This is a genomic window from Aureibaculum luteum (assembly GCF_003449015.1).
In the GTDB taxonomy this organism is placed as follows: Bacteria; Bacteroidota; Bacteroidia; order Flavobacteriales; family Flavobacteriaceae; genus Aureibaculum; species Aureibaculum luteum.
This window is the reverse complement of the sequence record NZ_QRGD01000003.1, coordinates 478,590-491,209: the sequence shown is the minus strand read 5'-3', so window position 1 is coordinate 491,209 and position 12,620 is coordinate 478,590. Positions and strand designations below refer to the sequence as shown.

Sequence of the window (12,620 nt, the reverse complement as noted above, 5' to 3'; positions counted from 1 at the left end):
AATCAATAACTTATTTTTTCTGTTTTGAAAAACAATAAACAATACTATCATAGCAATGGAAAAAATCAATACTATAATAGAGGTTACTAAAATGATTAACGTTACTCCTTCTTGCTCCATATAAAACCAAATGTAAATGTTAAATACATAATTATTGCTAAAATGTACAAGATTAAAAATAACTCATGAACTCCTTTAATTACCATAAAGCCATTCCATTTTAAGACAAAAGGAATTGTTCCTGTATAAAATAAAAGCAATCCTACGCTAATCCAAAATAATAGAAGTCTGTGAAATATGACTATTTTTTCAGACCGGAGCAATTCAATGAAATAGAATATAATAGATATTATTAAGAAAACTGAACCAATAATTTTTGGAAATACAGCACCCTCCTTTATAAAATTTTGAATAAAAGCCCAGTTCAAAATATTAACCAATAAAAACACTATTAAAAATACCTTTATCCATTTCTTAAATAGTTGCGTTTTTAGATATCTATAATATATAATATAAACAGTGCTAAATGTAACGATGTTAAGAATATTATAAAGCCATTTATTATATATCCACCCATTTTCGTCAATATAGGCCATGTTCCCTGTAACCCTAATATACCAACCCAAAAATTCAGTTATTGTTATATACCACAACAAATAGAGAAAATATTTCAGCGTTGTATGCTTATACTTATAAAAATATACTGTACCTACAATAGCTGAAAGTAACTCGGAGTATTTTACCGAGTTTTTAATTAATGATATTGCGGTTTCAGACATAAGTACTTATTTGTTTATAGACTTTTTGTTGATTTAGTTATTTTCCATTGGAGGAGAAGTTTCTCCATCATTTAATAATAAACCATCTTCATCAGCTACAGTAATTGAAAAGAACCCTGCTTTTTCCACTTGTTGACTTTGAGTTGCTTTGTATTTTCTATTACTTAAGATTGTTTTTAAAAATAATGGCCGTGTTTTATCATTTACCGTTTCAAGTGTATAACCAGATTGTACACCTTCGTTTTTTGTAGTAGGTGCAATAAAAAACGTTTGATGGTTTTTTTGTTTACCCTCATCACTGCCATAAACGCTAAAGTAAAATTGAAGTCCCTCCGGAGAAATTTTATTTTCAGCAGATTTTTTTTCAACGTAAGCGATATAGTTTTTCAACATTTTTAAGTCGAACCATACTCTACGTGTGTCGTTAAAATTATCATCATTATATATAGATCGGAGTGTGTCTTTTAGAATATCAATTCTTTCCTTTTCATAATTTTGGTAGATTGTTACGGCCTTTTCAGGTTTTATAATATGAGCTAACATATCTTTACTGGGTACTACATCCGCTTGATGTGGTTTTTTTTCATCACATGAAATTAACAACATGCTTACAGCTAATAAAAGAGTAATAATAACCTTTAATTTCTGCTTCAATAATTTAAAATACTTCATAGTTAGTGTTTTAAGTTTAATTCAGTTTTATGTAACGGCAAATTACAAATAAATACGTTTGCTTAAAAAGGGGATTTTTCCCCTTTTTAGTTTAGGGGAAAATCCCCTATAATTTTAGGGTTTTGCCTCTTGCTTGCTTTTTACTAAAAGCTCAAATTTGTAACAGAAAAATAGTTGAAAGGAAAATTCTTAGACAATGTAAACAAAACTTTCTATTTGCTATGAAAGTAGTTGCTGTGAAGATAGGGACTATTTAAAGTTAAAACGGGAAAATTGCTATGAAAAGCCAATTTTAGGATGAATTTAGTTAACGAACTTTAAAATTTGACTAAGGTTAATAGGTTAGAAGTTTTTTACTTTATTGGAAAGTTGTTTACAGTCTGAGAATTTTTATTAAAAAGAAATTATTAATTACATCTTTTTGTAATTGTCAAAACATAAAAAAAACTTGCACAACTCTTACATAAAGAGTGGTACAAGTTTTCTTTTTATAAATATAATCCAATTTAAGAATTCTCTTTTTCATTTATAGCTAAGCCAGCTAACGTAGTAATAAGCATCATATGAATCATTATATTCATCCAGTTTCCTGAAGGTATATGCACCAAAACTAAGGCCATTAGCATTATAAAAGCCAAGAAAGCATAAGCATACAATAGCTGTTTATTTAATAATACTAAAATACCTGCAATTAGTTCGAGAGCTGCTAATAATGTTCCTAACGCATAGGTTCCTGTATCTCCTAAAAAAGCAAGACCACTTCCTTTTAGAAAGTTAGCCATATTTTGTAAGCCAACACCTCCAAGAACACCTTCAAAAAATTTTTCTAATCCACCCCAAATAAATAAAAGGGCAATACCTATTCTAATTACTAAATTACCTATGTTCATGTTCTTTTTTAATTAGTTATAGTTCTGCGGCTATTGGGAAGTCAATTTCGAATCCCGCCAAGTTATGTATATAGTTACTAATTGTTTTATCTCCAATAATAATAACGGCATCAATCATGTTAGCCTCTGTATAACCCGCATTAAAGAAATTGTTTTTAACTTCTTCAGATACATTACCTTTATTTGATGCTGCGGCTAAGGTGAATTCCGCCAATGCATTTAATTTTTCATCGAAAGACGCAGTTCCTTTTCGTAGCTCTAAAATTTGAGTATCATTAAAACCATTCATTTTACCCAGTGCTGTGTGAGCAGATTGACAATAACGACATCCGTTATATTGACTCACAACTAAATTAATAACTTCACGTTCTTTTGCTTTTAGAGTAGATTTTCTATTTTGAAAAGCAAGATAATCAGGTAATGCGGTTTCATTTTTTGCATAATAAGCGTATAAATTAGGGACAAAACCTAAAGTGCTTTTAAGGGTATCAAAAATTGCTTGGTTGTTTGAAGATACTTCTTCTCTTGTTGGTACTGTAAATTTTGTTGTTGTTTCCATTTTATACTGTTTTAATATTTATATTATTTTAACAGTACAAATGTATGGCAAGGCTTAGGGCATTTAGTTATCTATAATTCCTAGTGTGTTGGCAATTATTCCTATTTGCTATTTATTTCTAAATTCAGAAGGTGAAAGGTGTTCAATATTTTTAAAAAAGCGACTAAAAACCTGAACATCTGTAAAGCCCAGTTCATAACCTATTTCTGAAATGGTTTTATCTGTGTAGTTTAAGAGGCGTCTTGCTTCTAGCATTATTCTATGCTTTATATAATATAATGGCGTTTTGTTACCTGCTTGCTTAAATAGGTTTGCTAATGTTTTTGGAGACTTATTTAACATTTCTGCATACATGGAAACGGAGTGCTTTTTCTTAAAATGAGTTTCAACTAAGTAATTATATTCTCTTATAATATCAATGCTACTCGTTTCTTTTTGAAAATAATTACTTTGTAACTTATATATTCTTGTACATAATATAAGCATTCGTTTAACCATCATTTGCAACATTTCGAGTTGCAAATTGTCTTTAGAGTTAAACTCTAGTTGTAACATTTTTAAAACCGTTTGTAATATTTCAATATTTTCATTATTAGGTTTTATTATGGGTAGGTTAGAGGCTCCGTAATACAAAATCCCTTTGCAGCCTACTTCGCTATCGTGATCTACAATACAATAAAAAGATCTATTCCAGCGTATAAGTTTTAATGTGTTAATCTTAACAACTTCAATTTTATGAAATTCTGTGAGACTAATTATATCATTTTTATTAAACGAATATGTAACAGCATCTATAATAAGAATATTGTTGTCAGAATTAAACCACAATAGTGATAATTCACTATTCTTCGAGCTTTTTAATACATTGCAGTTGTCTGAAGTAATTTCATGTAGTTCAATAAATGCTCCATTCTGATTCAAATATTTCATAGGCAATGTCTCTGTGAGTTTTAGCCTAAATTTAGACGTATATAATATCCTTCACTACTTCTAATATTAAAGACGGTATTGTCTTCAAAAATAACATATTGCCCTTTTATTCCTTTTAAAACACCTGAAAAATTGGGAGTTTTACTAAGGTTAAGACTTTTTACTTTTGTTGGATATTGTAATACCGGAAATTCAATATTTGTTTCTGTACTATGGTTTTCTAAATAATAAGGCTTGGCTTCATCAGGAATGTAAACTGCTAGTTTTTCTTTTTCTTTAAGCAAGTCTACATCTGTTATGTCATTAGTTAACATTTTACGCCAATTGGTTTTGTCAGAAACATATTCTTTCAAAGCTATTTCTGTAATTCCTGCCAAATATCTATTTGGTACTTCTACAATTTCTATGGCCTCATGAGCACCTTGGTCAATCCATCGTGTGGGTATTTGACTTTTTCTGGTAACACCAACCTTTACGTTACTTGAATTTGCTAAATAAACAATATGAGGTTGTAGTTGTGCCTTTTTTTCATATTCTAAATCGCGATCTTCTTTGCCTAAATGTGCCGTGCTTAATTCTGGCCTCATAATCCAATCTGCAGCTTGTGGCACTTCAAAAAAGCAACTTTTACAAAAGCCCTGTCTGAAGATAGGTTTATCTAAATGACAATTCAAACATTCGTACTTAACAAAAGAAATTTCTAATGTTTTATTAAGTAGTTGATTGACATTTAAAAAATCATTTTCTAATTGCAAATAGTATTGAACAGGTGATCCTAATTCAGTCATCATTTTTCGTAAAACACCTTGGTATTCCATAAGTTCAATTTATTTACTTTAAAGATTTAAGATTTAGCTGTTATTTGTTTCTTTAGAGCTAATTACTCGAATGGTATTTTTAACTGTTTCCGCAACTTTTCTGGCTTCATTGATGTCTTTATGCACTATAGTGACGTGTCCCATTTTTCTGAAGGGCTTTGTTACTTTTTTACCATAAATATGAGGAGTTACACCATCCATTTTTAAAATGGATTCCATGTTTTCGTACACCACATTTCCTGTATAATTTTCATCACCAACTAAATTGACCATTACACCTCCAACCTTGCTTGAAGTATCACCTAACGGCAAGTTTAAAATGGCTCTAATGTGTTGTTCAAATTGACTGGTGTATGAAGCTTCGATACTATAATGTCCGCTGTTGTGAGGTCTAGGAGCAACTTCGTTTACAAGAATTGCATCATTTTCAGTCAAAAATAATTCAACGGCTAATAAGCCAACATGTTTAAAAGCTTCTGCAACTTGTAAAGCAATGCGTTCTGCTTTAATTGCAACTTCTTCAGTAATACGAGCTGGACAAATTACATATTCCACTTGATTAGCTTCTGGGTGAAATTCCATTTCTACAACAGGATATGTTTTTAAGTCGCCATTAACATTTCTAGACACAATAACCGCCAATTCATTTTTAAAAGGAATCAGTTTTTCTGTAATGCATTCCACATTTGGAAGCGTATCTAAATCGGCTTGTGTTCTTACAATTTTTACACCTGTGCCATCATAACCAAATTGAGCACTTTTCCAAACAAAAGGAAAATGAATAGATTCATGATTTATAGCGGTCTTTATTTCATCCGAATAAGCAAAACGTGAAAATTCAGCAGTTGGAATGTCATGATCTACATAAAATAATTTTTGTTTTGCTTTGTTCTGTATAATTCTAATTGTTTTAGAACTCGGGTAAACATTAATGCCCTCGTGTTCTAGTTTTTCTAAAGCATCAACATTTACATTTTCAATTTCAATAGTTAAGGTGTTTACTTGTTTTCCGAAATTATAAACAGTGTCAAAGTCAAGCAGACTACCAATATGAAATTCATCGCAAATATTTGCACATGGTGCATCTTTAGCAGCATCTAAAACACAGGTGTAAATATCAAATTTTTGTGTTTCGGTTAATAGCATTTTACCCAACTGTCCACCACCGAGTATGCCTAATTTAAAATCTGAAGAAAAATAATTTACCATTTAGAAATTTGTAATTAATAAAGTTTGACCATTATTCACAACTCTGTACTCCTTGGCTCCGTATCTAGTACCACTTTGCGGAGCACCTCCCAAAGCCAAAGCATATTTAGAATCATCACAAGAGCAGATCATATTTAATCCATCCACCGTCATTTTTGAACAATCACCCAGAGGTGAATTTGGACAGGCCAAATCGAAAGCATAATATAAATCACTTGTGCCACGATAAACCACAATGCCTTTATATCCACCGGGCTCAACTATATATCCACCTACAAATTGAAGGTTAATACTAGTAGAATTATTTAAATAAACGGTATGGTAAACAGCTATGTCTCCTAAATAAGGATTATTCTCAACTCCAGAGTCTGTGCAGTTTGTTAATGTGAATATTAAAAAAAAAGCAACAACTATATTTTTCATATGATTTACATAATTGGATACAAATATAAGGCATCCTATGTTGAAATAATAAATATTTTGTATCTTTGTAGTTGAATCTCAACTCCGTTATATAGGGCTGGGATTTTTGTATTTTATTAAAAATGATAAAGTTATGAGTAAAGTTTCTTATTACACCGCAGAAGGATTAAAAAAATTAAGAGAAGAGCTAGATCAATTAGAAAGCGTTGAAAGACCAAGAGTTACTAATGATATTTCTGATGCTAGAGATAAAGGCGATTTAAGTGAGAATGCGGAGTATCATGCCGCAAAAGAAGAACAGTCGTTGTTAGAATTTAAAATTGCCCAATTAAAAAATGTAGTTGCGTCTGCACGATTGATTGATGAATCACAATTAGATACATCAAAGGTGCTTGCATTGTCTACTGTAAAAATAAAAAATACTGCCAATAATACGGTAGTTAGCTATACATTGGTTGCTAATTCTGAAGCTGATTTTAAATCAGGAAAAATATCTGTAGATTCACCTATAGGTAAGGGATTGTTAGGTAAAAAGGTTGGTGAAATAGCTGAGGTAAATGTGCCTAATGGTATTATGAAATTTGAAATTTTAGAAATTACAAGGTCTTAAAAATGTCAATATTTTCGAAAATAATAGCCGGTGAAATACCAAGTTATAAGGTAGCTGAAAATGAAGAGTATTTTGCGTTTTTGGACATTAACCCGAATACGAAAGGGCATACATTAGTTGTGCCTAAAAAGGTAGTGGATAAAATCTTCGATTTAGATGAAGATACTTATGGAAAACTAATGCAATTTTCTAGAAAGATTGCTATTGCCATTGAAAAAGCAATTCCTTGTAAAAGGGTGGGTATGACTGTAGTTGGATTGGAAGTGCCGCACGCACATGTTCATTTGATTCCTTTGAATGAGATGAAAGATGCTACTTTTCAGCATAAAGTGAGATTAAGTAAAGAAGAATTTGAAGAAGTGGCCGCTAAAATAAGACAAGAATTATACTAATTTTTTTAGTCCTGTCACTTGTAGTAAACAATGGATTGTTTATAATTCTTTTAGCATCACAGTCATAGTAGTTCCCACACCAATTTCTGACCTTTCCACAATTATTCTACCATCGTGGTAATCTTCCATAATTCTTTTGGTGAGCGATAATCCTAAGCCCCAACCACGTCTTTTTGTAGTGAAGCCCGGTTCAAATATTTTACGGTAAATATTCTTTGGTATTCCTTTACCAGTATCACTTACTTGAACATGAACATATTTACCATCTTTCGAAAATACTCTAATTCTCAAGGTGCCTTTCCCTTGCATGGCATCAATAGCGTTTTTCACTAAATTTTCTATTACCCATGAAAATAATTGCTGATTAATCATAGCATAAATTTTCTCATCTTCATCAGTATCAAAATGATAATCAATCAGTTTTGAGCTTCTTGAAGAATAGTAGTCAAAAGATTTTTTTGTTTCTAAAACGATGTTGTGTCGTGTTAATTTAGGGATAGATCCAATTTTAGAAAATCTGTTGGCAATAGTGTTTAGGCGTTCAATATCCTTTTCAATTTCCGTTACCGTTGTTTCATCGGTGTTGTCCATTCTTAGAATTTCTACCCATCCTAATAAGGAAGAAAGTGGCGTGCCTATTTGATGTGCTGTTTCTTTAGCCATACCCGCCCAAAGTTTATTTTGTTCAGCTACTTTGGATGACTTAAATACTAAATAAATAACAATGCCAAAAAGACATAAAATAAGTAATAAAGCTAATGGGTAATATCTTAATTTGTATAAAAGGTCAGAGTTTCTATAATAAATATAATCAATTGCTGGACCTTCATTAGAAATTCTAGGTACAATCAATTGATTGTTCTCTTGTTTCATTGTTGCCAGCTGATCGGCAAGGTACATTCTGTCTTTATCTGGTAAGTCGTTATATGAAGTATTTTTATCTTCTACCTTTAAATTTGCCCAACCTTTTATCAGATTATCTTCTGTGGTAAAGATCATTGGAATGTTCTTATTGCTTTGGATAATTTCATTTTCCAAAGAGAAATCTGCATCCAAATCCTCTAGATCCATTGCATTCAATTTCTCAAGAGCCATTGCCAAAATTTCCATCTTGTTACGCTCTTCTTGCTTAAAGTTTTTGAAGAAAGTATTAGTGTTCCATAAAATAAGAGCAACCAATAAAAAGGCTGCTATTATTAATATCCATCGAATGATATTCTTACTGAAGGGGAGATTCATTATAACAAAGATAAAATTATCTGTCGATATAACTCAAAAATTTAACTGTTATTATGTTTGTTAATTGAGTATTTTTGTTTTTTTATTAACAATATGATGATAACTATAAACGTAAATAATATACCAACAGCTAAATTGCATGCATACTTGTTAAGTGCGGTTGCACCTAGACCCATAGCTTTTGCGAGTACCATTGATGCTGATGGCCATCCGAATTTGGCTCCTTTTAGTTTTTTTAATGTATTTAGTGCTAATCCGCCAATACTTATTTTTTCACCTGCACGACGGGGAAGAGACAATACAACCAAACATACGTATGAGAATTTAAAAGAGGTAAAAGAAGTGGTTATTAATGTGGTAAATTATGCTATTGCTCAGCAAATGTCTTTGTCAAGTACGGAATATGCAAAAGGAGTAAATGAATTTGAAAAGGCGGGATTTACAATGCTACCATCCGAAGAAATTAAGCCATTTAGAGTTGCAGAGTCACCGGTGCAATTTGAATGTAAGGTGAATGAAATAGTGGAGCTTGGTTCTGAAGGTGGAGCTGGTAACTTAATAATTTGTGAAGTTTTAAAAATACACATTGACAAAAATGTTTTGGATGAAGATGGTGCGATTGATCAAGAAAAACTTGATTTAATCGCTCGGGCAGGAGGGAGTTATTATTCTAGAGCCAAAGATGGTTTTTTTGAAATACCCAAACCGTTACAGAATTTAGGAATTGGGGTAGATCAAATTCCTGATGAGATTAAAAAAAGTAACATCCTGACAGGGAATAATTTGGGAATGTTGGGTAATGTAGAATCCATACCTAATCAACACGATGTTGATAACTTTGTCGCCGATAATCCAAATTATATAGGTTTAGAAACAGAAGAAAAACATAAATTTGCACAAGAATTTTTAGAAAAAAACGATGTGTTTAGTGCTTGGAAAGTACTTTTAATTAAATAATTACGAAAAAAATGGAGGTTACAGGAAAAATTAAAAAAATTGACGAAACAAAAACTTTCGGATCTAGCGGTTTCAGAAAACGTGAAATGGTTGTTACAACAGATGAGCAATATCCTCAGATGATAATGATTGAATTCGTTCAAGATAAGACCAGTTTATTAGATGCTTATAATGAAGGTGATGATGTAAAAGTAAATATCAATTTACGAGGTAGAGAGTGGATTAACCCAGAAGGAGAAGCGAAATATTTTAACTCTATTGTAGGATGGAGAATAGAAAAAGCACAAGCAGGAGCTCCAAATGCAGTTCCTCCAGTTGAAGCTGTTGATTCTTTTCAACCCGCAGATAATGTGTCTAGTGATGAGCCAGATGATTTACCGTTTTAAGGAGTTATTGATTCTTTAATAGTAAAGACATTACAACTTTATTAAAGAAAAGCCTTTTAGTATTTTACTAAAAGGCTTTTCTTATTTTAAAAAACAATGCGTGACTCAAAAGGAGCTGACCATTTTGAAGCTCTTCCAATTGCAGGTGCAATGGTGGCAAATACTTCTAGCTTTCTTGAATTATAGGTGTTTCTTTGCTCAAATCTCCCCAATTTTAAGGTCAAGGGTATTTCCATAGTTTCATTTTTGTTTTCAGCAACTATAACTTTAGAGGCTGAACCTAAAAAATCGTCTTTTCTATCTGATGAGATCGAAATTACAGTACTTTCATCCCAGTTGGGAATAACCAATGGTGAATCTACTTTGCCATGAATATCATAAATGAAAATATGTAAACAGTATTCCATTTGTAGTTTAATATCTAAATCATGAAATTCAATATCTAAAATAACAGTTAAGTCGCTAATGTCGTCTCCAGCATTAATAACTTCGGGTATTGATAATAATTCTACAGATTGTATTTTTGCCATTATGTTACCATTTTTAAATATACTTTTCTCTAGCTAAGATAACTTAAAATTTAGCCAATAGGTATACTTGAAGTATTATAATTTATATTCTTAACTATATTTATTTTTAATCTAGATTTTGTTATATTTTTAAAAAAAAATATAAAACTCATTAATGATTTTATTATCAGATAAATTATGGTTTCCGCCCGTTGAAACCGCTTCAAGTGAAGGTGTGTTAGCTTTTGGTGGCGATTTGTCTCCAAAACGATTATTGCTTGCTTATAATAGTGGGATTTTTCCTTGGTTCAATAAAGGAGAACCAGTGGTTTGGTATAGTCCAGTTGAAAGAATGGTCTTATTTCCTAATGAATTGAAAATATCAAAAAGTATGAAACAAATTCTAAAAAAGGATCGTTTCAAAGTTACTTTTAATCAAAATTTTAAGGAAGTAATTCGTTCTTGTAAAACCATTTATAGAGAAGGGCAGGGTGGAACATGGATAACAGATGAAATGGAACAGGCTTATAATAAACTTCATGAATTAGGGCACGCAAAATCGGTTGAAGTTTGGTTAGATGACGAATTAGTTGGTGGACTTTACGGTATAGACTTGGTTAACGTTTTTTGTGGTGAAAGTATGTTTAGTACTGTTTCTAACGCATCTAAAGTTGCATTTATACGTTTGGTTCAAAAGCTAAAAAGAGAAAATTATAAATTAATAGATTGTCAAGTCTATAACGATCATTTAGCTAGTTTAGGAGCGAGAGAAATACCAAGACACGAATTTTTAAAGTATTTATAATGTTTATTGCATATGTATAGAAGCTCTAAGAATAATGAAGATTCATCTAGAAATTGTTTAATTTTGAATCTTCAATCTCGAATTAAAAGTCATGGATATACAAAACGCACAACTAGAAGTTGATAATTGGATAAAAGAACATGGGGTTCGTTATTTTAATGAGCTTACCAATATGGCCCAATTAACTGAAGAGGTTGGTGAAGTTGCTCGTATTATTGCTAGGCGTTATGGAGAGCAAAGTGAAAAAGAATCAGATAAGAATAAGGATTTAGGTGAAGAACTGGCAGATGTTTTGTTTGTGGTATTATGTTTGGCCAACCAAACAGGTATTGATTTACAAGCCTCTTTTGATAAAAAATTAGATTTTAAAACAAAACGTGACCATGACCGTCACCACAATAATAAAAAATTAAAATAATGACATTCTTAGAAAAAATAAAAACCGCTTTTTTTTGGAAAAGGGCGTTAATGATAATAATTCCTTTCTTTATTGTTTTGGTAATTATATCATTGTTGTTTAATAGCTTTTCAGCAATCATTAATGCTGACATAGCTACGGTTATGGAACAAAATTTTAACCAAGGCAAATGGAAGGATTTCTTTTTAACAAAATCTTTTGTAAGTGTTTTATATGGCGTGTGGATTACCAGTAGAAATATTAAATAGTTAGATATAATATTTTAACAGCCGACTATTAATAAATACGCTGAGAATCAGTAATGCTGATTTTTTATTCGTTTACTGCAGAAATAATAGCTTCTGTTGCTGTAGCACCTATTCTTGTAACGCCCCATGATTTAACCTTTATAGTGTCTTCTAAAGTACGCACACCTCCTGCTGCTTTTACTTCAATTGAAGTATCTGTATGTCTACGCATTAATTTTAAATCATGCTCTGTTGCTCCTTTGTAATTATAACTACCATCAGGTTGTTTTACCATACCATAACCTGTTGAAGTTTTTACAAAATCAACTTTAAGTTTACTACATAGTTCACAAAGCTTTATTTTATGAAGGTCTTCTGGTAAAAAGTCATTTTCAAAAATTACTTTTAAAGCAGCATTTCCTTTTTTGCAAGTAGTGTGAATTTGTTTTATTTCATTCTCTATATATGTCCAGTCTTCGCTCAATACTTTGCCAATATTAACAACCATATCAATTTCTACAGCTCCATCTTTGATTGCTTCTGCAGTTTCAAATACTTTTACATTTACAGTATTACTACCATGAGGAAAACCAATTACGGTTCCCACCATTACGTCTGTTCCTTTTAAAATTTCAGTTGCCATTTTTACAGCATAGGGCTTTATACAAACTGAAGCTACATTATATTTTTTTGCAATTTCACATCCCTCCATTAGTATTTTATCATCCATGGAGGGGTGTAAAAGAGAGTGATCAATCATTTTGGCAATTTCTAATTTTGTTACGCTAATCATTTTT

18 protein-coding genes are annotated in these 12,620 nt (G+C 31.3%); 7 read left to right on the top strand and 11 right to left on the bottom strand.

What is annotated here, in order from left to right:
* Window positions 1–101: 101 nt before the first annotated feature.
* The 8 genes from D3P13_RS10375 to D3P13_RS10340 all read right to left on the bottom strand — a co-directional run bounded on the left by D3P13_RS10375 (window position 102) and on the right by D3P13_RS10340 (window position 6,280).
* The gene (locus D3P13_RS10375; protein WP_157972891.1) at window positions 102–779 is read right to left on the bottom strand and encodes a hypothetical protein; all 678 of its coding nucleotides are present in this window, start codon (window positions 777–779) and stop codon (window positions 102–104) included.
* A 33-nt stretch (window positions 780–812) separates the two neighbouring features.
* On the bottom strand, window positions 813–1,451 hold the full coding sequence (locus D3P13_RS10370) for a hypothetical protein (protein ID WP_117882046.1): 639 nt from the start codon (window positions 1,449–1,451) through the stop codon (window positions 813–815).
* 506 nt (window positions 1,452–1,957) lie between these two features.
* The gene (locus tag D3P13_RS10365; RefSeq protein ID WP_117882044.1) at window positions 1,958–2,341 is read right to left on the bottom strand and encodes a DoxX family protein; all 384 of its coding nucleotides are present in this window, start codon (window positions 2,339–2,341) and stop codon (window positions 1,958–1,960) included.
* Window positions 2,342–2,357: 16 nt separating this feature from the next.
* Entirely contained in the window at window positions 2,358–2,900 is a 543-nt protein-coding gene (locus D3P13_RS10360; RefSeq protein WP_117882043.1) for a carboxymuconolactone decarboxylase family protein, read from the bottom strand.
* Between the two features lie 108 nt (window positions 2,901–3,008).
* Entirely contained in the window at window positions 3,009–3,830 is an 822-nt protein-coding gene (locus D3P13_RS10355; protein WP_117882041.1) for an AraC family transcriptional regulator, read from the bottom strand.
* A gap of 20 nt (window positions 3,831–3,850) precedes the next feature.
* The gene (locus tag D3P13_RS10350; RefSeq protein WP_117882039.1) at window positions 3,851–4,648 is read right to left on the bottom strand and encodes a DUF2797 domain-containing protein; all 798 of its coding nucleotides are present in this window, start codon (window positions 4,646–4,648) and stop codon (window positions 3,851–3,853) included.
* A gap of 33 nt (window positions 4,649–4,681) precedes the next feature.
* Window positions 4,682–5,857 (bottom strand): 5-(carboxyamino)imidazole ribonucleotide synthase, encoded by a 1,176-nt coding sequence (locus D3P13_RS10345; RefSeq protein WP_117882037.1) that lies wholly within the window; start codon window positions 5,855–5,857, stop codon window positions 4,682–4,684.
* Window positions 5,858–6,280 (bottom strand): hypothetical protein, encoded by a 423-nt coding sequence (locus D3P13_RS10340; RefSeq protein WP_117882035.1) that lies wholly within the window; start codon window positions 6,278–6,280, stop codon window positions 5,858–5,860.
* A gap of 133 nt (window positions 6,281–6,413) precedes the next feature.
* On the opposite strand from D3P13_RS10340, the gene greA reads away from it, so the two are divergent.
* Complete coding sequence (gene greA / locus D3P13_RS10335; protein WP_117882033.1) at window positions 6,414–6,890, top strand: transcription elongation factor GreA; 477 nt, start codon at window positions 6,414–6,416, stop codon at window positions 6,888–6,890.
* Between the two features lie 2 nt (window positions 6,891–6,892).
* Entirely contained in the window at window positions 6,893–7,282 is a 390-nt protein-coding gene (locus D3P13_RS10330; RefSeq protein WP_117882031.1) for an HIT family protein, read from the top strand.
* A 39-nt stretch (window positions 7,283–7,321) separates the two neighbouring features.
* Here the strand turns inward: D3P13_RS10330 and D3P13_RS10325 are convergent, their stop codons facing one another.
* The gene (locus tag D3P13_RS10325; RefSeq protein WP_117882029.1) at window positions 7,322–8,521 is read right to left on the bottom strand and encodes a sensor histidine kinase; all 1,200 of its coding nucleotides are present in this window, start codon (window positions 8,519–8,521) and stop codon (window positions 7,322–7,324) included.
* Window positions 8,522–8,617: 96 nt separating this feature from the next.
* Between D3P13_RS10325 and D3P13_RS10320 the strand changes: the two genes are divergently transcribed.
* Together D3P13_RS10320 and D3P13_RS10315 are read left to right on the top strand one after the other, a co-directional pair.
* Window positions 8,618–9,478 carry a flavin reductase family protein gene (locus tag D3P13_RS10320; RefSeq protein ID WP_117882027.1) on the top strand — a complete coding sequence of 287 codons (861 nt, stop codon included), beginning with the start codon at window positions 8,618–8,620 and terminating at the stop codon, window positions 9,476–9,478.
* A gap of 11 nt (window positions 9,479–9,489) precedes the next feature.
* Window positions 9,490–9,864 (top strand): DUF3127 domain-containing protein, encoded by a 375-nt coding sequence (locus D3P13_RS10315; protein ID WP_117882025.1) that lies wholly within the window; start codon window positions 9,490–9,492, stop codon window positions 9,862–9,864.
* A gap of 86 nt (window positions 9,865–9,950) precedes the next feature.
* Here D3P13_RS10315 and D3P13_RS10310 read toward each other — a convergent pair whose 3' ends face one another.
* Complete coding sequence (locus D3P13_RS10310; protein WP_117882023.1) at window positions 9,951–10,394, bottom strand: hypothetical protein; 444 nt, start codon at window positions 10,392–10,394, stop codon at window positions 9,951–9,953.
* Window positions 10,395–10,548: 154 nt separating this feature from the next.
* Here D3P13_RS10310 and aat point away from each other — a divergent pair, with 154 nt between their 5' ends.
* From aat to D3P13_RS10295, 3 genes are all read left to right on the top strand, one after another.
* On the top strand, window positions 10,549–11,178 hold the full coding sequence (gene aat, locus D3P13_RS10305; RefSeq protein ID WP_117882021.1) for a leucyl/phenylalanyl-tRNA--protein transferase: 630 nt from the start codon (window positions 10,549–10,551) through the stop codon (window positions 11,176–11,178).
* A gap of 91 nt (window positions 11,179–11,269) precedes the next feature.
* Window positions 11,270–11,596, top strand: coding sequence for a nucleotide pyrophosphohydrolase (locus D3P13_RS10300; RefSeq protein WP_117882019.1), 327 nt, complete (start codon window positions 11,270–11,272; stop codon window positions 11,594–11,596).
* Complete coding sequence (locus D3P13_RS10295; protein WP_117882018.1) at window positions 11,596–11,844, top strand: hypothetical protein; 249 nt, start codon at window positions 11,596–11,598, stop codon at window positions 11,842–11,844. Before D3P13_RS10300 ends, D3P13_RS10295 begins: the two co-directional genes overlap by 1 nt.
* 64 nt (window positions 11,845–11,908) lie before the next feature.
* Here D3P13_RS10295 and deoC read toward each other — a convergent pair whose 3' ends face one another.
* On the bottom strand, window positions 11,909–12,616 hold the full coding sequence (gene deoC, locus D3P13_RS10290; protein ID WP_117882016.1) for a deoxyribose-phosphate aldolase: 708 nt from the start codon (window positions 12,614–12,616) through the stop codon (window positions 11,909–11,911).
* Between the last annotated feature and the right edge of the window lie 4 nt (window positions 12,617–12,620).